General features: G+C 69.8%; 13 protein-coding genes. 9 read left to right on the top strand and 4 right to left on the bottom strand.

Annotated elements, in window-relative coordinates; translation table 11 throughout:
- Window positions 1-89 precede the first annotated feature (89 nt).
- Window positions 90-1,415: an MFS transporter gene (locus CHC09_RS00240; protein ID WP_089290897.1), complete on the bottom strand. Its 1,326-nt coding sequence runs from the start codon at window positions 1,413-1,415 to the stop codon at window positions 90-92.
- Between the two features lie 160 nt (window positions 1,416-1,575).
- On the opposite strand from CHC09_RS00240, the gene CHC09_RS00235 reads away from it, so the two are divergent.
- Window positions 1,576-2,412 carry a Clp protease N-terminal domain-containing protein gene (locus CHC09_RS00235; RefSeq protein WP_089290896.1) on the top strand — a complete coding sequence of 279 codons (837 nt, stop codon included), beginning with the start codon at window positions 1,576-1,578 and terminating at the stop codon, window positions 2,410-2,412.
- A gap of 97 nt (window positions 2,413-2,509) precedes the next feature.
- Here the strand turns inward: CHC09_RS00235 and CHC09_RS00230 are convergent, their stop codons facing one another.
- From CHC09_RS00230 to CHC09_RS00220, 3 genes are read right to left on the bottom strand one after another with little or no spacing between them, the layout of a single operon-like run.
- The gene (locus tag CHC09_RS00230; protein WP_089290895.1) at window positions 2,510-4,303 is read right to left on the bottom strand and encodes a S9 family peptidase; all 1,794 of its coding nucleotides are present in this window, start codon (window positions 4,301-4,303) and stop codon (window positions 2,510-2,512) included.
- 10 nt (window positions 4,304-4,313) lie between these two features.
- Window positions 4,314-6,083, bottom strand: a complete 1,770-nt coding sequence (locus CHC09_RS00225) for an N-acetylglutaminylglutamine amidotransferase (RefSeq protein WP_089290894.1) — start codon at window positions 6,081-6,083, stop codon at window positions 4,314-4,316.
- Window positions 6,083-8,671, bottom strand: coding sequence for a carboxylate--amine ligase/circularly permuted type 2 ATP-grasp protein (locus CHC09_RS00220; protein ID WP_089291765.1), 2,589 nt, complete (start codon window positions 8,669-8,671; stop codon window positions 6,083-6,085). The genes CHC09_RS00225 and CHC09_RS00220 overlap by 1 nt, the downstream gene beginning before the upstream one ends.
- 195 nt (window positions 8,672-8,866) lie before the next feature.
- On the opposite strand from CHC09_RS00220, the gene CHC09_RS00215 reads away from it, so the two are divergent.
- The 8 genes from CHC09_RS00215 (at window position 8,867) to CHC09_RS00180 (ending at window position 21,640) form a co-directional block, all read left to right on the top strand.
- The gene (locus CHC09_RS00215; protein WP_089290893.1) at window positions 8,867-9,937 is read left to right on the top strand and encodes an NAD-dependent epimerase/dehydratase family protein; all 1,071 of its coding nucleotides are present in this window, start codon (window positions 8,867-8,869) and stop codon (window positions 9,935-9,937) included.
- 183 nt (window positions 9,938-10,120) lie between these two features.
- Window positions 10,121-12,292 carry a bifunctional SulP family inorganic anion transporter/carbonic anhydrase gene (locus tag CHC09_RS00210; RefSeq protein WP_089290892.1) on the top strand — a complete coding sequence of 724 codons (2,172 nt, stop codon included), beginning with the start codon at window positions 10,121-10,123 and terminating at the stop codon, window positions 12,290-12,292.
- Between the two features lie 674 nt (window positions 12,293-12,966).
- On the top strand, window positions 12,967-13,962 hold the full coding sequence (locus CHC09_RS00205) for a LacI family DNA-binding transcriptional regulator (RefSeq protein WP_089290891.1): 996 nt from the start codon (window positions 12,967-12,969) through the stop codon (window positions 13,960-13,962).
- 369 nt (window positions 13,963-14,331) lie between these two features.
- A complete protein-coding gene (locus CHC09_RS00200) occupies window positions 14,332-15,711 on the top strand; it encodes an ABC transporter substrate-binding protein (RefSeq protein ID WP_089290890.1) in 1,380 nt (459 codons plus the stop codon).
- A gap of 72 nt (window positions 15,712-15,783) precedes the next feature.
- The gene (locus tag CHC09_RS00195; protein WP_089290889.1) at window positions 15,784-16,731 is read left to right on the top strand and encodes a carbohydrate ABC transporter permease; all 948 of its coding nucleotides are present in this window, start codon (window positions 15,784-15,786) and stop codon (window positions 16,729-16,731) included.
- Window positions 16,732-16,743: 12 nt separating this feature from the next.
- On the top strand, window positions 16,744-17,631 hold the full coding sequence (locus CHC09_RS00190) for a carbohydrate ABC transporter permease (RefSeq protein WP_089290888.1): 888 nt from the start codon (window positions 16,744-16,746) through the stop codon (window positions 17,629-17,631).
- Window positions 17,632-17,706: 75 nt separating this feature from the next.
- Window positions 17,707-19,275 (top strand): glycoside hydrolase family 13 protein, encoded by a 1,569-nt coding sequence (locus tag CHC09_RS00185; protein ID WP_089290887.1) that lies wholly within the window; start codon window positions 17,707-17,709, stop codon window positions 19,273-19,275.
- An 82-nt stretch (window positions 19,276-19,357) separates the two neighbouring features.
- Window positions 19,358-21,640, top strand: coding sequence for a discoidin domain-containing protein (locus CHC09_RS00180; RefSeq protein ID WP_089290886.1), 2,283 nt, complete (start codon window positions 19,358-19,360; stop codon window positions 21,638-21,640).
- Window positions 21,641-21,703: the final 63 nt, after the last annotated feature.

Genomic DNA, 21,703 nt, shown 5'->3' with positions numbered 1-21,703 from the left:
CTCGCGGCCGCACCCCGCCGCCCTATCCGTCGGGTTCGCGCCCGGACCGTGCCGGCTTCTCTGCTCGGCTCGCCGCCGGACGTGCCGGCTCATCCGTTCGGCTCGCCGCCGCCGGACCGACGCTCGGCCAGGGCCACTCGGAGCGGGCGGATGACGATGCCTTCCTCCTCCTCGAGGCGCCGGCGGGCGAGCTTCCGGGTGCGCAGGATGCCCACCAGACCGACTGCGGCCACCAGGAACTGCACCGACATCGCGACCCGGAAGTCGGCGAGGTGATAGTCGGCGCTGCCGCCGGTGCGGGCGTCCAGGATCAGGCCGACGAGTTCGATCGTGAGCAGGGAGGCGACGAAACCGCCGACGTTGACGACGCCGGTCGCGGTGCCGAGGCGGTGCGGGGGATTGAACGTACGGGCGTAGTCGAAACCGATCATCGACCCCGGACCGCCGGAGCCGATCGCGACCACCAGCAGGATCAGCACCGGCAGCGGCGCCCGGCCGGGCCAGAGGATGACCAGCGCCCAGGCCCCGAGGTTGATCGCGACGATGCCGAGCACCAGCAGGGACCGGCGCAACGGATACCGCTGCACCAGGGCGCCGAGCACCGGCCCGGTCATCATCGCGACGATCACGAAGAGGGTGAGCAGCGAGCTCGCCGTGCCCCGGCTCACGCCCTCGCCGGCGATCAGGAACGGGATGCCCCACATCAGGGCGAAGACGGTGCCGGTGAACTGGGTGGTGAAATGCGTCCACAGCCCCAGCCGGGTCCCCGGGTGCTGCCACGCGCCCGCCACGTCGGCACCGAGCTTGCGCAGGTTGATCGGGCTGCCGATGGTGACCCGCCGCTCCGGGGTGTCGTGCAGCGCGGCGAGCGCCGCCAGGGCGACGAACACCCCGGCACCGGCGGCGCTGAGGAAGGCGGTGGTCCATCCCGGACCGGCGAGCAGAATCGCCAGCGGTACGGCGGAGACCACCTGCCCGAGCTGCCCGACGAGCCCGGTGAGCTGGGTCAGCACCGGCACGCGCTGAGCCGGGAACCAGTGCGGCACCAGCCGTAACACGCTGATGAAGGTCATCGCGTCACCGGCGCCCACCAGGACCCGGGCGGCCACCGCACCGGCGATCCCGTCGGCGAACGCCATCAGGACCTGACCGGCCGCCATCACCAGCGCCCCGCAGACCACCAGTCGCAGTGACCCGAATCGGTCAAGCAGCACCCCCACGGGGATCTGCAGGCCGGCGTAGACGAGCAGCTGCAGCACCGCGAAGCTCGCCAGCGCACTCGCACCGACGTCGAACCGGTGCTGCGCGTCCAGCCCGGCGACGCCGAGCGAGGTGCGGTTGAGGACGGCGATGACATACGCGGTGAGGCCGGCGGCCCACACCGCCCAGGCCCGGGCTCCGGGTCGCAGGGACATGTGGTGCCTTCCGCTTGCGCGCTTCATCCGTACGTTTCAAGCCTTCTCCGCAGGTCCTCGCGGTGCAACGTGCGTTTGCCCACTGCGCATCCCGCGCGGCGTTGCCTGTAACCCCAGTGGGGGTATAGCGTAATAACCCCAATGTCGACGGAGGTGTCCGATGCCGAAGATCAATGTGTATCTGCCCGATGAGCTGGCCGAGGTGGTCAAGGAGACCGGCCTCCCGGTCTCGGCGATCTGCCAGCGCGCCCTGGAGCAGGCGGTGCGCCGGGTCACCGCGATCCGGGAGACGTCACTGGCCGACCTGTCCAGCGCCGACCTGGAGGAGCGCTTCCCGCTGATGACCGGCCGGGCCCGCACGGTCCTCGGCCTCGCCGTCGAACGTGCGAGCTCCTCGACCGGCGCCGCGTCGCAGTCCGGCACGTCGGCGGATGCCGCGACGGGGCCGGGCTCGTCGGCTGGTGCCGCGACGGGGTCGGGCTCGTCGGTCGGCACCGGTCACCTGCTCGGCGCGATGATCCAGGAGGGCGGCAACCTGGCCCTGCATGTGCTGCGCGCGATCGAGATCGAGCCCGCGGCGCTGCTGCGCGAGCTGGAGCGGGAGAGCGCGGCCGAGACCGCCGGCCCGGGCGGCGGGGTGCACTTCAGCACGGCCGCCGCCGGTGCCTTGGAGCTTGCGGTGACCGAGGCGACCGGCCTCGGCCACAACTACGTGGGTTGCGAGCACCTGCTGCTCGGCCTGGTCGGCGAGCCCGACGGCGTCGCCGGCCAGGTCCTGCGTGCCGCCGGTGCCGAGCCACGCCTTACCCGCCGTGCGGTCGCGTCGGCCCTCGCCGGTTACGTCCACCTGCGGGCCAACACCGCCGCCGCGTCCGGCTACGCCCAGCTCCGCTCGACCGGGAACGCCGACCCGGCCCAGCTCCTGGCCGCGGCGCTGCAACCGCTCATCACCCGCATCGAGCGCCTGGAGCAGCGCCTGACCCCCGACGCCGAATGATCATCTGGGCGGCCTCCGTCCTCCTTCTGCTGTTCGCGCTGCTTCCGCTGCTCACCTGACTCGTGCGGCCGTGCGCCGGCCACCGTCGGTCTTCGGGTCAGGGGAGGAGGTGGGTGGTGAGCCAGGCGATCGTCTCGCGCAGGTACTCGGCCCGGGAGGAGCGGTGCAGCAGCTCGTGCCCCTCGCCGGCGAAGAGCAGGTAGCGGTGCGGTGCCCCGCGAGCGGCGAGCGCCGCCACCACCTGCTCCGTCTCGATCACCGGGACGTTGGTGTCGTTCTCGCCGTGCACCACCATCAGTGGCGCCCGCAGCCGATCGATGCGGTGGATCGGGGAAAGCTCGCGCAGCAACTCGCCGTCCACCTCCGGGTCGCCGTACTTGCTGATGGCCGCGGCGGCGATCCACGGCTCGGTGTGCTGATAGAAGGTGGCGAAGTCGGACATGCCACAGACGTCGATGCCGACGTCGAACAGTTCGGGGTACGCGCACAGCGCCGCCAGCGTGAGATAACCCCCGTAGGACCGGCCCATCACGCCCACCCGCCCGGCGATCCCGGTGTCCCGCAGGTGTCGCACGCACGACCGGACGTCCTCGACCGCGTTCCACCGCAGCCCGACGTTGTCCGCGTTCACGAAGGTGTGCCCGAAGCCGGACGATCCGCGTACGTTCGGTGCGAGGACCGCGATGCCACGCCGTACCAGTGACTGGAAGAGCGGTTCGTGACCGGGCCGTTCCTGGGCTTCCGGGCCGCCGTGCAGCCAGACGACCGTCGGGTGGGGACCGGCTCCCGGTGGGGAGAACAACCACCCGGTCAGCGTGAGCCCGTCGTGCGCGCTGAACTCCTCCAGCGTCGGGAATACCGCGTCGGCCGCGGCCGGCTCGGCGGAGATCGCCCGGAGGTTCGAGCCGTCCCGGTCGCAGGCCCAGACCCCGGGCGGCTGTCCGGGCCCCTCCGCGGTGAAGGCCAGCGTGGACCCGTCGAAACTCCAGGTCAGCCCGGCCACCACGCGTCCGGGCAGCGGCACGGTCGTGGTTCGGCCGGCGCCCGGCGAGGCGTTGTGGTCGAGGTCGAGCAGTTCGAGCAGGGATTCGCCGCCCCGCACGTTCCGGAGCACCGCCGCGGTCCGGCCGTCCGCGGTCACCGCGAACGACTCGATCTCGGTGTCGCCGCCCGCCAGCACCTCGGTGCTCGCCCCGGCGACCCGGATCAGGGCCGGGAACTCGCCGTCCTCGCCGCGCGCGTAGACGCAGCCACCGCCCGGGCTGAAGATCGCCTCCTCGCCCCGGGTCAGGGTCTCCTCCAGGCCGGACGAGAGGTCGCGCAGGACGATCCACCGGGCGCCGCGCGGCCCGTGCCGCAGCAGGGCGGACCGGCCGGCCGGATCCACATCGCAGAGCGAGGTCAGTTCGGCGGAGGCGACCACGGTTCGTGTCCCGGTCGCCACGTCGATCAGCACCGCCTCGGTCAGGTTCTCGGTCAGGGCGAGCACCGGCCGGCCCGGCAGCCATCGCACGTTGTCGGCGGTGTCCGTGCCGAACCCGGCGACCTGGTGCAGATCGGATCCATCCGGCCGGACCAGCCACACCTCGTGCCGGGGCGCGCCGCCCGGGGCGATCTGGCAGGCCAGCCAGCCGCCGCCGGACGACCAGGCCACCGAGGTGACCGGTTCGGCGAAGGCGATCTGGAAGGCCAGTTCGCTGCCGACCGGTTGCACCCAGACGGCCGGAGTGCCGCCGCGGTCGGAGACGTATGCCGCGTGCCGTCCGTCCGGCGACAGCGCAGGCGACCAGTTCCCGGCGACCTCCGAAGCTGGTGGGAGCGCGATCTCCAGGGCCGGCCGGAGAAAGAGCGGCAGCACGGTCACGTCGACGCGGTGGAGCTGACCTTCCAAGACGATCCCCCTAGATCTGCTTGTCCTGCAACCACATCTCGAGCAGCGCGAGCTGCCACAACTGGTTCGCCCCGAGCGTGGTGCGCGGGGTGTTCGGGTCGGCCAGCAGGGCGTCGACGTACTCCGGCCGGAACAGCCCGCGAGCCCGGGCCTCCGGTGCGTACAGCGCGTCGCGCACCTTGGCCAGCATCGGTCCCTCCAGATGCCGGATGCCAGGGACCGGGAAGTAGCCCTTGGTACGGTCGATCACCTCGTCGGGCACGAGTCCGCGGGCCGCGTCCTTGAGTACTCCCTTGCCGTCCGAGGCCAGCTTCGACGCGGGCGGGCAGGCCGCGGCCAGCTCCACCAACTCGTGATCGAGGAAGGGCACGCGCGCCTCCAGTCCCCATGCCATGGTCATGTTGTCGACCCGCTTGACCGGGTCGTCGACGAGCATCACCTGTGAATCGATCCGGAGGGCGGCATCGACCGCGTCGGTCGCACCGGGCCGTCCGAAACTTTCCGCGACGAATTCCGTCGCGTGATCACGGTCGAGGTGCCAGGCCGGGCTGAGCTGCCGGGCCAGGTCGGCGTGCGTCCGGTCGAAGAACTCCTTCGCGTACGCCTTGACGGCCTGTTGCCGGGGGATGCCGTCAAGGGGTGGGTACCAGCTGTAACCGGCGAAGATCTCGTCCGCGCCCTGCCCTGATTGTACGACCTTGACATGCTTTGCGACGTCTTCGCTGAGCAGGTAGAAGGCGATGCAGTCGTGACTTACCATCGGCTCGCTCATCGCCGCCACGGTCCGGTCCACGGCCGGCAGGAACCGGTCGCGTCCGATCCTGATCTGGTGGTGCTCGGTCCCGAACTGTTTGGCGACGAGGTCCGACCAGAAGAACTCGTCGCCGCTCTCCCCGCCGCCCGAATCGAACCCGATGCTGAACGTGGTCAGCCCTTGCTGGCCCTGCCCGGCCAGCAACGCCACGATGAGACTGGAGTCGAGACCGCCGGAGAGCAGCACGCCCACGGGCACGTCGGCGACCATTCGCCGTTTCACGGCGAGGTCGAGCTTCTCCCGCACGGCCGCCGCCCACTCGCCGGGGGCGATCTCCGCCGTACGCCGGAAATCGGCCTCCCAGTAGACGCGGTCCGTCGCCGTGCCGTCGGCCTTGACCACCCGCACCGTGGCCGGCGGCAGTTTCCGGACACCGGACAGGATGGTCCGCGGCGCCGGCACCACCGAGTGGAACGTCATGTAGTGCTGCAACGCCACCTTGTCGATCGTGGTGTCCACCCCGCCCGCCGCGAGCAGGGCCGGCAGCGTCGACGCGAAGCGCAGCCGCCCCGGCGTCTCGGCCAGGTACAGCGGTTTGATCCCGAGCCGGTCCCGGGCCAGGGTGACCGTCCCGGTGGCGTGCTCGGCCACCGCGAAGGCGAACATCCCGAACAGGTGGGTGACGCAGTCGGCGCCCCACCGGTGGTACGCCTTCAGGATCACCTCGGTGTCCGAGGTGGAGAAGAACTCGTAGCCGTAGCCGCGCAGTTCGTCGCGCAACTCCCGGTAGTTGTAGACGCAGCCGTTGAAGACCACGGTCAACCCGAGTCCCTCGTCGGTCATCGGCTGTCGGCCGGTCTCGCTCAGGTCGATGATCCTCAGGCGGCGGTGGCCGAAAACGATCCGCCCGTGGTCCCAGATCCCCTCGCCGTCCGGGCCGCGGGACTGCAAGCAGGGCAGCATCCGCCGGACCGCCTCGAGGTCCGCCCGTTGCCCGAACCGTATGTCGCCGGCGATGCCGCACATCACTTGCCTCCCGCGGAGAGTAGCCAGGTGTCCTTCGAACCGCCGCCTCGCGAGGAGTTGACGATCATGCTGCCGGCTGGGGCGACCCGGGTCAGCGCGGCCGGAGCGACCAAGGATTCGGCGCCGGTGAAGACGAACGCACGCAGGTCGACGTGCCGGGGCGCGAGTTGGTGACCGTCGAAGACCGGATGGGTGGAGAGCCGGACCAGTTCCTGCGCCACCCAGCGGTGCGGGGCGGTGCGGATCTGCCGGCGCAGCGCGTCCAACTCGTCGGCGGTGGCGTGCGGGCCGATCACGATCCGGTCGCCGCCGTACCCGTCGACCGGCTTGCAGACCAGTTCGTTCAGCCGGGACAGCACCTCGGCGCGCTGGTCCGGCAGTCCGCACAGGTAGGTCGGCACGTCCGCCAGCAGCGGTTTCTCGCCGAGGTAGTACTCGATCATCCGGGAGACGTACGCGTAGACCGCCTTGTCGTCGCCGATCCCGTTGCCCAGCGCGTTGGCCAGCGTGACGGATCCCGCGTGCAACGCCGCGACCAGGCTCGGGCCCAGCGGCATCCCGTCCGCGCCGGGCGAGTGCACCAGGCTGTCCTCGCCCATCCGCAGATAGATCACGTCCACCGGGTAGCGCTTGCCGTCGCGCAGCCGGTATGCCCGGCCTTCGTCGACGAACAGCTCAGTGCTGCGCACCACCGGCACACCCATCGCCTCGGCCAGCATCCGGTGCTCGAACCAGGCCGAGTCGTCCGGTCCCTGGCTGAGCACGACCAGCGCCGGATCGTCGCCGGCGGCCGGTCCCGCCGCCGCCAGCAGCGCCTCCTTGAGCAGGCGAGGGGTGTCCTCGACGGAGATCAGGTGCGCGGGCCGGGGCAGCTCGGGGAGGATGCTCTCGGTCAGCCGCCGGTTCTGCATGGCGTAGGCGATTCCGGACGGCACCCGCAAGTTGTCCTCCAGCACCCGCCACTCGCCGTCCGTGTTCCGGACCAGGTCGACGCCGGCCACTTGGGCGCGCACGCCGGGACGGGGGGCCAGCGCGCCGCTGGCCCGCAGCTCGGGGGAGCCGTCGATGACCCACTCCGGCACGATGCCGTCGGCCACGATCTGGCGGCCGTCGTAGACGTCGGTGAGGAACGCGTTCAGTGCGCGGACCCGCTGGATCAGCCCGTCCTGCAGCGCGGCCCAGTCCGTGGCCGGAACCATCCGGGGCACCAGATCGAACGGGAACAGCCGGGTGGCCGCCTCGCCGGCCACACTGAACGTGACCCCGTTGGCCCGCTGTTCCTCGTCCCGGGCGTCCTCCCGCTGCCGCAGGCCGGTGGCGCCGAGCGCGGTCAGCACCGGGACGATCGCGGTGTATTCACGGGTGACCCCGTCCGGGAACGCCTCGTCGCCCGTGGCCGAATAGGGGCTGAGCCGGTTCGGCGCCGCCAGGTCGTCCTGGAGCAGGCCGGCGGCCCCGCCCCGGGTCTCCGCCACCAGCAGATCCACCACGTCCGCGACCCGGCCACGCCGGGCCAGTGCGCGCCGCTGCCGGGACGCCGAACTGCCCCGGCTCAGGGCCCGCACCGACAGGTCGAAGACCTGCTCCCAGTCGCCGAGCGCCTCCAGGTGCGGACGCAGCTCACCGACGAGGTGCTCGACCGCGAGGGCGGCCGGGACCGCGACGGGGGAGCGGGGCAGGTCGAGCAGGTCGCCTTCCAGGCCGGAGCGGGCCGCCCGCCACATCGCGGCTCGGTGCAGCGGCGGCCGGGGCGGCGGCAGCGGCTTGCCCGCCCGGTGCTCCTGGAGGGACCTCCGGACCAGGGCCCGGAACAGACCCGCCAGCAGCACCACGGTGTCCACGTCCGGACAGGCGTCGGTGACCCTCAGCTCCACGGTGGGTACGTGCGCCGACGGCCGGACGTCGAAGTAGACCATTTTCGGGTCGCTGATCGTCCCCGACGCGATCAGGTCGTTGACCAGCATGTCGAACTCCTCGGCGGAGTGCAGCGCGCCGCCGTCGCCGGCGGTCGGCCAGCGAGTCCAGATCAGGGCGCGGGCGCTGGCGTAGCCGGAGTCCTCGCCCAGCCAGAACGGCGAACTCGCCGACAGGGCCAGCAGCAGCGGGAGCGCCGGGGCGACCCGCTGCGCCACCGAGACCGCCTCGTCCCGGTCCGGCACCCCGACGTGCACCTGGGCGCCGCAGATCAACTGCTCGCGGACCAGCATCTGATATTCGTTCAGCATCCGGCGGTAGCGGGTGGTCGGGGTGACCTGCAACGAGTCCAGGTCGACCAGCGGTACCGTGCCGGCCGCGACCAGACCGAGCCCGAGGGACTCGGCGACCGTGATCGCCGCCCGGCGGCGTGCCAGGATGCCCGCGCGCAGCCCGTCCAGGGTCGGGCTGACCGGGGTGTTCGTCTCCACCACGGAGCGGTGCAGCTCGGCCGAGAAGTGTTCCGGGTTCAGCCGGTCGAGCACCTCTGGGGCGCGGGGCACCAGTTCCCGGGTGGCGAGGTCCACGACGTGGAGCTCCTCCTCGGCACCGAGGGTGAGAGACTCCAGGTCGTCGGGCACGGGGGGATTGAGGGCCGGAAAGGTCTCCGTCATCGTGACCGCCTTCGCATCGAACTCCGGCAAATCGTTCACCAGAGCCTTTCCATCGGATGTGGCAGATCTGTGACGTGCCCATTTCGGGTTATGACCAAGCATGATGATCGCTGAACCGCGACCGGCGCGTCCCGGCCATCGTCGCTACCGGTAACCTCGGGCCTCGGTGTACCCACATCCAGCGGAGGTCCCCAGATGGGCAGCGTCGTCGTCATCACCGGCTCGGCCGGTCTGATCGGATCCGAGTCGGTCCGCCACTTCGCCGCGCTCGGCATGGACGTGGTCGGCATCGACAACGACATGCGCGGTTACTTCTTCGGCGCCGACGGCTCCACCAAGTGGAACCTGGAGCGGCTGACCAAGGAGATCGGCGACCGCTACACCCACCATTCGCTGGACATTCGTGACCGCGAGGGCCTGGACCGGGTCTTCGCCCAGCTCGGCAAGAACATCGGCCTGGTGATCCACGCCGCCGCGCAGCCGAGCCACGACTGGGCGGCCCGCGAGCCGTTCACCGACTTCGACGTGAACGCGGTCGGCACGATCAACATGCTGGAGGCGGCGCGCAAGCACGCGATCGACGCGCCGTTCATCTTCACCTCGACCAACAAGGTGTACGGCGACACGCCGAACTCGCTGCCGCTGGTCGAGAAGGAGACCCGGTTCGAGCTGCCGGAGGACCACAAGTGGTTCCAGGGCATCGACGAGACCATGTCGATCGACAGCAGCATGCACTCGATCTTCGGGGCCAGCAAGGTCGCCGCGGACGTCATGGTGCAGGAGTACGGCCGCTATTTCGACATGCCGACCGCGGTGTTCCGGGGCGGCACGCTGACCGGCCCGGGTCACTCGGCGGCGGAACTGCACGGCTTCCTGGCGTACGTGATGCGTTGCGTGATGGAGGGGCGGCTCTACAAGATCTACGGCTACAAGGGCAAGATGGTCCGCGACGCCATCCACTCGCACGACCTGGTCTCCTCGTTCGAGGCGTTCTTCCGCGCGCCGCGGGTCGCCGAGATCTACAACATGGGCGGCGGGCGTTTCTCGAACTGCAGCCACATCGAGGCGTTCAAGATCGCCGAGGAGATCACCGGCCTGGAGGCGCGGACCGAGTACGTCGACGAGAACCGGATGGGCGACCACCAGTGGTGGATCAGCAGCACCGCCCGGTTCGAGGAGCACTATCCGGACTGGAAGCTCACCTACGACGTGCCGGCCATCCTGCGCGAGATGTACGAGGCGAACCAGGACGTCTGGAAGGCATAACCGCCGGATTTTCCGTGAAGAAAAGGGCCGCCAGGCCCTTTTCCCATTTCCGAAGCCGGAACGGCGCACACCCTGTGCGACTTTTCTCCCGCCGGCTGAGAAAGTGGCGGCAAATTGCTGTGGTTTACCTGGAAGTGCGCGTCTGCTAATGCTTCTGTAATGAAATTTAGGTAGTTTTACCTAATGTCCGACTTGACGCAGTTGTTGCGCCGGGACTTGCCGGCGTCCATCGTCGTGTTTCTGATCGCCATCCCGCTGTCGCTCGGCATCGCCGCGGCATCCGGGGCTCCATTGCTGGCGGGGTTGGTCGCCGCGGTGGTCGGCGGCATAGTCGCGGGCGCTCTCGGCGGTGCCCCACTCCAGGTCAGCGGCCCGGCCGCCGGACTGACCGTGATCGTGGCCGGGGCCGTGGCGGAGTTCGGCTTCGCCGGCACCGCCGCGATCGTGGCCGTTGCCGGCGTCGTCCAGATCCTGCTCGGCGTGTCCCGCCTGGGTCGCGCCGCCCTGGCCCTCTCGCCCGCCGTCGTGCACGGCATGCTGGCCGGCATCGGCCTGGTCATCGCGCTGAGCCAGGTGCACGTGCTGCTCGGCGGGGCCCCGCAGAGCAACGCCTGGGACAACCTCCGGGAGCTCCCCGCCCAGATCGCCGACCACCACGGGCTCTCCGCCCTGCTCGGCCTGCTGACCGTGGGGATACTCGTGCTCTGGCCACGCTACGTGAAGGTCTCGGTGCTGCCGGCCGCCCTGGTCGCGGTCGCCGGGGTCACCGCGCTGGCCTGGGTCCTCGGCGCCGACGTGGCCCGCGTCGAGCTGCCCGATCGGCCCCTGGAGGAGCTGATCACGCCGGTCTGGCCGGACGCGCCGCTGCACCGGATCGCCGTCGCGGTGTTCACCATCGCCCTGGTCGCCAGTGTGGAGTCGCTGCTCTCCGCCGTGGCGGTGGACCGGATGCACGACGGGCCGCGGGCCCGGCTCGACCGGGAACTGGTCGGCCAGGGCGCCGCCAACACCGTCTCCGGCCTGCTCGGCGGCCTGCCGGTGACCGGCGTGATCGTCCGCAGCTCGACCAACGTGACGGCCGGCGCCCGCACCCGGGCCTCGGCGATCCTGCACGGCGTGTGGATCGCGGTGTTCGTGCTGCTCTGCGCGAGCCTGCTGGAGACCATCCCGATGGCGGTGCTCGCCGCGGTGCTGGTCGTGGTCGGTCTGCGCCTGGTCAGCCTCGCCCAGCTCAAGACCTACGCCCGGCACCGTGAACTGCCGACGTACCTGGTCACGGCGCTCGGTGTGGTGGCCATCGACCTGCTCACCGGCGTCGCGCTCGGCATGATCACCGCGGCGGTGATGATCCTGTGGCGGCTCACCCGCTGTGAGATCCACACCGTGCAGCGCGCGCCCGGCGAGTGGCTGGTCAGGATCAGCGGCACCCTGGCGTTCATCGAGTCGGTCCGGCTGACCAAGGAGTTCGGCGCGATCCCGGCCGGTGGTGAGGTGGACGTCGAGCTGCACCTCGACTACCTCGACCACGGGGCGTTCGAGACGATCAAGACTTGGGAGGAGATGTACCAGAAGTCCGGCGGGCAGGTGCGCATCCACGAGGTGCACGACTCGTGGTTCCACCGGGCCACCTCGGGCCGGCTGGGCGGCGGCCGGAGCACCCCGCGGCTGGTCGGCTCGTGGTCCCGCTGGCAGAGCATCGACCACCAGCGCCGCGACGCGATGGCGATCGGCATCGCCGAGTTCGAGCGCAACCTCGCCCCGATGGTCCGGCCGCACCTGGCCGAGCTGGCGCGCGACGGGCAGCGCCCGGAGCAGCTCTTCATCACCTGTGCGGACTCCCGGCTGGTGCCGAACCTGATCACCGCGAGTGGGCCCGGGGACCTGTTCTGCGTACGCAATGTCGGGAACCTGGTCCCGCCGCACACGTCCGCCGCCGCGCAGCGCCCGATCGGCTCGTCCCTGGCGCCGCCCGGCATGGGGGACGCCTCGGTCGGCGCCGCCATCGAGTACGCCGTGGACGTCCTCGGGGTCACGACCATCACGGTCTGCGGTCACTCCGGCTGCGGCGCGATCCGCGCCCTGCAGTCCGGCGCCGCCGTGGCCGGCTCGTCCCTGGGCGACTGGCTCGCCCTCTCCGGCGTGCGCTTCTCCGACGTGGCCGACGAGGAACGCTGCTGCACCGACAACGTCGTGCAACAGCTGGCCAACCTGCGCACCTATCCGGTGGTCCAGGCCGCGGAGGCGGCCGGCCGCCTCCGGCTCACCGGCATGTACTTCGACATCGCCGAAGCCCGCATGTACGAGGTCGACCCGATCCTCGCCATCCACCGCCCACTGAACACACCGGTGGCCTGACCCGCTCCCTCGGTGCCCGTCGTGGATTCCGGTCCGCGGCGGGCACTGCCGTTCCCCGGCACCGCACGGTCCGCGGTCCACTCCCGACCGGCGAGGACCCAAACCCCTTTCAAGATCCAAAACCCTTTTCCGGTACGCCCTACGCCGCCCGTCCGCAGGCAGAGCCAAGTCCCGTGCCCACCCGCGCGACGCCCGAGCCTCTCCAGACCGCAGCGCGCCCCCAGGCCGACGTCACCACCGAGCCCGGCTCGCTGCCAAGCCGCGACGTCGATGCCGGCGCCGGGCCGCAGCGTGCTTCCGGGCCGACGCCACCACCGGGGCAGCCGGACGGGGTGGTGACCGCCGCGGGCCGGGGCGCGCCGGGCGGTCTGGAGGGGCGCGGCGTCGCGCGGGTGGGGGCGGGACTTGGCTTCGAGCCTGCGGACGGGCGGCGTAGGTCGTACCGGAAAAGGATCTTGGTGTTATGGAACCGTGAGGTAAGGAGCGTCAGCACGAAGCGCGACGGCTTAACCGAGTAAGGCCGGGAGATCCCGTCACCCGGTGTGCAATACGGTCGAGACCTCGCGGGGTGCCGGAAGACGGGCCTGCAACGCCTGGCAAGGACTGTCATCGATTTCAGAAGATTCCGCAAGGAGCGGTTCAGTTTTTGCAATGACCTGACGTAGGATTCCGCCGTGACCAAACGTCTTGCCGAGGTGGCGAAGAAGGCCGGGGTCAGTGAGGCGACCGTCAGCCGGGTGCTCAACGGGCGTGACGGCGTCTCCGAGGCCACCCGGGCATCGGTGCTCACCGCCCTCGATGTCCTGGGCTACGAGCGCCCCACCAAGCTGCGTGGTGAGCGCGCCCGGCTGGTCGGCCTGGTGCTCCCCGAGCTGCAGAACCCGATCTTCCCGGCGCTCGCCGAGGTGGTGACCGCCTCGCTGGCCCAGCGGGGGTTCACCCCGGCGCTCTGCGCCCGGACCATCGGCGGCGTCCCCAAGTCGGATTACGTCGAGATGCTGCTCGACCACCAGGTCTCCGGCGTGATCTTCGCCGGTGGCTCCTACGCGCTGGCCGACGCCTCGCACGAGCACTACCGGCGGCTGACCGATCGTGGCCTGCCCGTGGTGCTGGTCAACGCCGGCGTCGACGAGTTGGGCTTCCCGCGGGTGTCGACGGATGACGCGGTGGCGGTCGAGCAGGCGTTCGGGCATCTGCGCTCGCTCGGGCACGAGCGGATCGGCATGGTGCTCGGCCCGGAGGGGCACATCCCGTCGCGCCGCAAGCTGGCCGCGATGGTCCAGGCCGCCGGCTGGGCCGGCGACGACTGGGTGGAGCGCTCCAGTTTCTCCATGGAGGGTGCCCGGGTCGCCGCGACCAAGCTGATCGAGCGGGGCGCGACCGGGATCATCTGCGCCAGCGACGTGCTGGCGCTGGGCGCGATCCGGGCCGCCCGGCGGCTGGGCCGCGCGGTGCCGGCCGATGTCTCCGTGGTCGGCTTCGATGACTCCGCGTTCATGACCTGCACCGATCCGCCGCTGACCACGGTCCGGCAGCCGATCGAGACGATGGGCCAGTCGGCGGTGGATCTGCTGGTCACCCAGATCGAGGAGGGTGGCGTGCTGCACGACGAACTGCTCTTCGAGCCGGAGTTGGTGGTCCGCGGCTCGACCGGGCCGGCGCCTCGCTGAGGCGGCGCGTCTGCTGCGGCCTGTCGCGTTGTTCGCCGCACGGCCTCGTGAGGTGAGCGCTGCAAAAATCAACAACTGAACGCAACCTTCGAACGGCCGGTACCCGCGTCTTGCGGGCGCCGGCCGTTTTTTCATGACAGTAGGGCGGGATGAACGCCAGCAAACCCGGGCATAAGCGCTCGCTGTCAACATCTGTCAGTGAGCAGTCGTGTCTTTGCAAAGCACGATCGAAACCTTGCGGAAATGAGTCCGTCTCGCTACGGTGACTCCACTCACAGAGCTGACCACGGCGAGTGCCGGCGGACGGCCCTGCGAAACCGAAGCAGATCAATGAACGTCCTGGATAACCGTTCCCGAAGGGATGGACAGATGTCCGCACCGCAGTACCGGAGGGTCGCGGCGTTTGCGCTCGCGGCCGGCCTGGGACTCAGCCTCGCGGCGTGCTCCACGAAGAGCGACGACGACGGCACCAGCGCTGACGGCAAGGTCACCATCACGGTCGACTGCATGCCGGTCGGCACCGAGAAGGAGCTGCTCGCGAACTGGAACGCGGACGTCGCCGCGTTCGAGAAGGCGAACCCCGACATCACGATCAAGAGCGTCAGCGTCGGTACGCAGTGCAACAACCCGCCGGACTTCACCGCCCGGCTCGCCGGTGGCACCACCACCGACGTCTTCTACGGCTACATGACCGACCTGCAGCAGGTGCTGGACTCCGGCCAGGCGATGGACATCACCCCATACCTGACCACGGACAACATCGCCACCTGGGATGACGTCGACCCGGCGCTCAAGGGCGTCTTCACCGACGGCGGCAAGGTCTACGGCGTGCCGGTGAAGAACTACTCGATGGGCCTGGTCTACAACAAGGTCCTGTTCTCCAAGGCCGGTCTCGACCCGGCGAACCCGCCGAAGACCTGGGCCGACGTCCGCACCGCGGCCAAGAAGATCGCCGGCGCGGACAAGAACGCCGCCGGCTACGCCGAGTACAGCGCGGGTAACACCGGTGGCTGGCACTTCACCGCCGAGATCTACTCGCAGGGCGGCCAGGTTTTGAGCGCGGACGGCAAGAAAGCCGACTTCAACAACGCCCAGGGCAAGCAGGTCCTGCAGAACCTCAAGGACATGCGCTACGGCGACAACAGCATGGGCTCCCGTCAGCTGCTGCAGTGGGGCGACCTGCTGACCAACGCGGCGGCCGGCAAGGTCGGCATGTTCGTCGGCGCGCCGGACACCACCCAGGCGATCGTCTCCCAGTTCAAGGGCAAGTACGACGACTGGGCCGTGGCCCCGCTGCCCGGCCAGGACGGTCCGGCGAAGGCCACCCTCGGTGGCGGTGAGGGCTACTTCTTCAAGAAGGGTCTCACCGACGCGCAGGTCAAGGCCGGTCTGAAGTGGATCGCCTACCAGAAGCTGACGGTCGGCAAGGGACAGTTCGACTACCCGCGCGCCAAGCCGCAGAACTACCCGGTCGGTGTGCCGCAGCCGCTGCTGTTCACCAAGGACAGCGCCACCGCCAAGGCCGAGTTCGAGCTGCGCAAGGCGAACGCGAACGTCGACCCCTCGATCTACTCGCTCTTCGAGGCGAACCAGCTGCCGATCAAGGGTGAGCCCGCCAACGCCCAGGCGATCTACGCGGTCCTCGACTCGGCGATGTCCGGGGTGCTGACCAACCCGAACGCGAACATCGACCAGCTCCTCAAGACCGCTGAGGACAAGGTCAACCAGCTGCTGACCGCCGGTAGCTGATCCCGCGAGGAGCGCGGGCCGGTCTTGGCGGACCGGCCCGCGCCTTCCGACTCACCTGGAGGAGTTTCTCCGTTGGCGACCATGACCGCCCCGGGCAAGACCGAACAGCCGGCCCGCCAGGTGCCGGCGCCCCGGTCCGGCGCACGACGCAGCCGCAAGATCCGTGACAACCTCACCGGGCACGCCTTCCTGATCGGCGCGGTTCTCTGCTTCGCCGTCTTCACCTGGTACCCGATGATCCGCGGGATCGTCATGAGCTTCCAGCGGACCCGGCGCGGTGTGACGACCTGGGTCGGCTGGGACAATTACACCCGGATCCTCGCCGACCCCAGCTTCTGGCCCGCCTGGCGGAACACCGCCTACTTCACGCTGCTCGCGCTGGTCATCGGTTACGCGGTGCCGTTCTTCGTGGCGATCCTGCTCAACGAGCTGCGCCACGCCAAGGGCTACCTGCGCATCCTGGTCTACATCCCGGTGATGCTGCCGCCGGCCTCCGCGCTCTTCCTCTTCAAGTTCTACGCGTACGACCCGAGCGACGCCGGCCTGTTCAACGCGATCCTGCGGGCGCTGCACCTGCCCACCTCGCAGTGGATGCAGTCGGCCGAGGCCACCATGCCGGCCATGGTGATCGCCTCGACCTGGATGAACATGGGCAGCGCCGTGCTGATCTACCTGGCCTCGCTGCAGAACATCCCGGGCGAGCTGTACGAGGCGGCCGAACTGGACGGTGCCGGGCTCTGGCGCCGGATCTGGAACGTGACCATCCCGCAGACCAGGCTGATCCTCGGCCTGCTGGCCATGATGCAGATCGTCGCCACCATGCAGGTCTTCATCGAGCCGCTGATCCTGGCGAACGGCGCCGGCACCGAGGACTCGGCGACCACCGTCGCCTACCTGATCTACCAGCACGGCTTCTTCCAGAACGACCTCAACGGTGCCGCGGCGCTCGGGGTGATCATGCTCGTGGCCCTGGCCGCGTTCTCCGCCGTGTACCTGCGGCTGACCACGAAGAACGACTGAGGACGGACCAGCATGTCTCAAGAATCCGGCGCCCGCACGCTCATCTCGCAGGCCCAGCTCCGGCGTGGCAAGGGCAGGTTCGTCTACTGGACGCTGCTGACGCTCGTCGTCCTCGGGTTCACCCTGGCCTTCGTCGGGCCGCTGTACTGGATGGTCACCGGCGCGCTCAAGACCGGTCAGGAGATCGCGCAGACCCCGCCGACGCTGTGGCCGAAGGATCCGGACTTCAGCAACTACACCGACGCGTGGAGCAATCTGAACCTCGCCAAGCTGCTGTTCAACACGTTCTACTACGCGGCCGGCGCGGTGCTCTTCCAACTGGTCCTGGACACCGCCGCGGCGTACGCCCTGTCGAAACTGCGCCCGATCCTGGGCAACGTGATCCTCGGCGCGATGCTGGCCACCCTGATGATCCCGGCGATCGTCCTGGTCGTCCCGCAGTACGTGACCGTGATCGATCTGCCGTTCGCGCACGTCAACATGCTTGACTCGCCGTTCGCGATCTGGCTGCCGCTGGTCGCCAACGCCTTCAACATCTTCCTGTTGAAGCGGTTCTTCGACTCGATCCCGGATGAGCTGATGGCGGCCGCGCAGGTGGACGGGGCGGGGCCGCTGCGCACGCTCTGGTCGATCATCCTGCCGATGTCACGGCCGATCCTCGGCGTCGTTTCGATCTTCGCGGTGACGTACGTCTGGAAGGATTTCCTCTGGCCGAAGCTGGTCATGCCGTCCCCGGAGACCCGGACGGTCAGCGTCGGCATCTACGCCTTCTCCGGCGGATCGTCGATGAACGAGATCGTCGCGGCCTCGGTCATCGCGGCCATCCCGACCGTCGTCATCTTCCTGATCTTCCAGCGGAACATCATGTCCGGCCTGACCGCAGGCAGCGTCAAGGGCTGAGCGTCTCCCGCGAGGGCGGCGCTCGCCCACTAATACGCAAAAAATGCTGCAATAAGACGCAGAAAGCGAGTTTTCGTGTCCGCAAAAGACAGTGCGTGGTGGCGCGACGCGGTCATCTACCAGGTGTATCCCCGGAGTTTCGCCGACTCCGACGGTGACGGCGTCGGTGACATCGACGGGATCCGCGCGCACCTGGGCCACCTCCGCGACCTCGGGGTGGACGCGATCTGGATGAGCCCGTGGTACCCGTCGCCGATGGCGGACGCCGGCTACGACGTGGCGGACTTCCGCGACATCGACCCGGCCTTCGGCACCCTGGCCGGTGCCGAGGCGCTGATCGCCGAGGCGCACGCGGTCGGCATCCGGATGATCGTCGACATCGTGCCGAACCACATCTCCTCCGAGCACCCGTGGTTCAAGGCCGCGATCGCCTCGCCGGACGCGCCCGAGCGGGACTACTTCTGGTTCCGCGAGGGGAAGGGCCCGGGCGGCGAGGAGATGCCGACCGGCTGGACCGGGGAGTTCGGCGGCACGACCTGGTCCAAGGCGCCCGACGGATCGTGGTACCTGCACCTGTTCACCCCGGAGCAGCCCGACCTCAACTGGGAGCACCCGGACGTCCGGGCGGAGTTCGAGGACATCCTGCGGTTCTGGTTCGATCGGGGCGCCGACGGCATCCGGATCGACTCGGCCGCCCTGCTCTTCAAGGACACCGCGCTGCCCGAGGTGGTCGACGGCGAGCCGCACCCGTTCCACGACCTCGACGCCGTGCACGACGTCTACCGCGCCTGGCGCCGGGTGGCCGACGAGTACGAGGGCCGGGCGCTGATCGGCGAGGTGTGGATGCCGGAGGTCGAGCGCTTCACGAACTACCTGCGCCCGGACGAACTGCACGCGGCGTTCAACTTCGACCTGCTCGGCTGCGCCTGGGATCCGTACCTGATGAGGGCCTGCATCGATCGGACCCTGGACGCGCACGCGAAGGTCGGCGCCCCGCCCACCTGGGTGCTCTCGAACCACGACGTGACCCGCCACGTCACCCGGTACGGCCGGAGCGACACCACGTTCAGCTTCGAGAACAACCTCGACGGTGTCCCGGTCGACCTGGAGCTTGGCACCCGCCGGGCCCGGGCGGCCGCGCTGCTCTCCCTCTCGCTGCCCGGGGCGACCTACGTCTACCAGGGCGAGGAGCTCGGTCTCTGGGAGAACGAGAACATCCCGGAAGACCGGATCCAGGATCCGATGTACGCCCGGCGCGGTCACACCCGCGACGGCTGCCGGGTGCCGCTGCCCTGGTCGGGCGACGAGCCGCCGTACGCCTTCAGCACCGCGACCCCGTGGCTGCCCCAGCCCGCGGAGTGGAAGGACCGGACGGTCCAGGCGCAGACCGGCGACCCGAACTCGATGCTCGAGCTGTACCGCACCGCGATCGGCCTGCGGCAGGCCCGGGGGGAGGACTTCAGCTGGCTCGACCTCGGGGCCGACGTGCTCGCGTACACCCGCGGTGCGGGCTTCGCCTGCGTGCTCAACCTCTCCGGCGCTCCCGTCCCCCTGCCGGAGCACCAGACCATCCTGCTCGCCAGCGGCCCGCTCGACGGTGACCTCCTCCCCCGGGACACCGCTGTCTGGCTGCGCCTGAAGTGAACGGGCGCCTCCGGTTCCACCGCCGGGGCGCCCACGAGCAGGAAAGGAATCCGGGGGCTGGCCACACCTAAGGAAGGGACACATGGCCAACCGCACCGCCCCGAAAATCACAGCGGCAGCCGTCCTCGCTGCCGCTGTCACCACGGTGATCTGGCAATCACCCGCGGCCCAGGCGGCCGGACTCTCCCCGTTCGACATCGCCGGGCGGGGCGCCACCGTGCCGTTCACCGAGATCGAGGCCGAGAAGGCCGCGACCAACGGCACCTCGACCGGCACCGACCGGACCTACGGCACGCTCTCCTCCGAGGCCTCCGGCCGGGAGGCGGTCACCCTCGACGCCGCGGGTGAGTACGTCGAGTTCACCCTGACCAAGCCCGCGAACGCGGTCACCTTCCGGTACAGCGTCCCGGACGGCAGGAACGCGTCCCTGGACCTGCGCACCGGCTCCACACTGATCAAGACCGTGCCGGTGACCTCGAAGTACGGCTGGTACTACGGGTACTACCCGTTCACCAACAACCCCGGTGACGGCCGCCCGCACCACTTCTACGACGAGGCCCGGGCGATGTTCGGGACCACGTACCAGGCCGGCACCAAGATCCGGATCCAGGTCTCCTCGACCGCGCAGTCGCCGAGCTTCACCATCGACCTGGCCGACTTCGAGAACGTGCCCGGCCCGATCGGCAAGCCCACCGGCGCCATCGACGTGGTCGCCGACTACGGCGCGGACCCGGCCGGTGCCACCGACTCCACCGCGAAGTTCCAGGCCGCGGTCGACGCCGGCGCCGCCTCCGGCCGGGTCGTCTACGTCCCGCAGGGCAACTTCACGCTGTACAGCCACGTGATCGTGGATCGGGTCACGCTCGCCGGGGCCGGCCCTTGGTACAGCGTGCTCGGCGGCCGGCACCCGAGCCAGCGCAACCTGGCCGCCGGCGTCTACGGCAAGTACGCCGGCCAGGGCGGCCCGAGCCAGAACGTCACCGTCAAGGACCTTGCGATCATCGGCGACGTCCAGGAGCGGGTCGACGAGGACCAGGTCAACGCGTTCGGCGGGGCGATGTCGAACTCGGCCATCGACAACGTCTGGATGCAGCACACCAAGGTCGGCGCCTGGATGGACGGCCCGATGGACCGGTTCACCATCAGGAACAGCCGCATCCTGGACCAGACCGCGGACGGCGTGAACTTCCACATCGGCGTCACGAACTCGACGGTCACCAACACGTTCGTCCGCAACACCGGTGACGACGGCCTGGCCATGTGGGCGGAGAGCACGCCGAACGTCGGCAACTCCTTCACCCGCAACACCGTGGTCGCGCCGATCCTGGCGAACAACATCGTCAGCTACGGCGGCCGGGACATCAACATCAGCGACAACGTGATGGCGGAGACGGTCACCAACGGTGGCGGCCTGCACGTCGGGAACCGGTATCCGGGGGTCACCGGGCCGACCGCGGTGGCCGGCACCTGGACGATGGCCCGGAACACGCTGATCCGGACCGGTAACTCCGACTACAACTGGAACTTCGGGATCGGCGCGCTCTGGTTTTGGCCGGACTCGGGCGCGATCACCGGGGCGACGCTCAACGTGACCGACACCGACATCCTGGACAGTTCGTACGCCGGGATCCAGTGGATCGGCAACGGGACCAGCGGGCTGAACCTGACCAACGTGAACATCGCCGGAGCCGGCACGTTCGCGCTGCAGGCGCAGGCCCCGGCGACCGCGACGTTCACCAACGTCAAGGCGACCGGGATCGCGCAGAACCCGCCGACCTACAGCTGCGTGGGATCCGGCCTGGCCATCACCGACGGTGGAGGCAACTCCGGATGGCAGACGTCGGCGCCGTACTGCGGACCGTGGCCGGCGCCGAGGTGGGGCAACAGCACCACGACGCCGTCCAACCCGCCGGCCTCACCCAGCACCCCGCCGACCACCACGCCGCCCACCGGCAACCTCGCGGCCGGGCGCACCGCCACCGCGACCGGCCAGGCCGACGTCTACGGCCCGGGGAACGTGACCGACGGCAACGCGAACACCTACTGGGAGAGCACCAACAATGCGTTCCCCCAGTCGATCACCGTCGACCTGGGCCAGAACCGGGCCCTGACCCGGCTCGTCCTGAAGCTCCCGCCGGCCACGGCGTGGGCGACCCGGACCCAGACGCTGTCCGTCCTCGGCAGCACCGACGGCTCGAACTACAGCACGGTCAAGAGCAGCGCCGGATACGTGTTCAACCCGGCGAGCGGCAACACCGTCACCATCCCGGTCACGACGACGCAGCGCTACCTGCGACTCACCTTCACGGGGAACACCGGCTGGCCAGCGGGCCAGCTCTCCGAATTCGAGGCCTACGCCTCCTGAGAAACCCCGGCGGGCGGCTCTCCACCGATGTCGCCCGCCGGTCCCCGGTAACACCTCTTTCGA

It is taken from the genome of Actinoplanes regularis, from assembly GCF_900188005.1.
Lineage (GTDB): Bacteria > Actinomycetota > Actinomycetes > Mycobacteriales > Micromonosporaceae > Actinoplanes > Actinoplanes regularis.
This window is presented reverse-complemented; position numbering and strand designations above follow the sequence as displayed.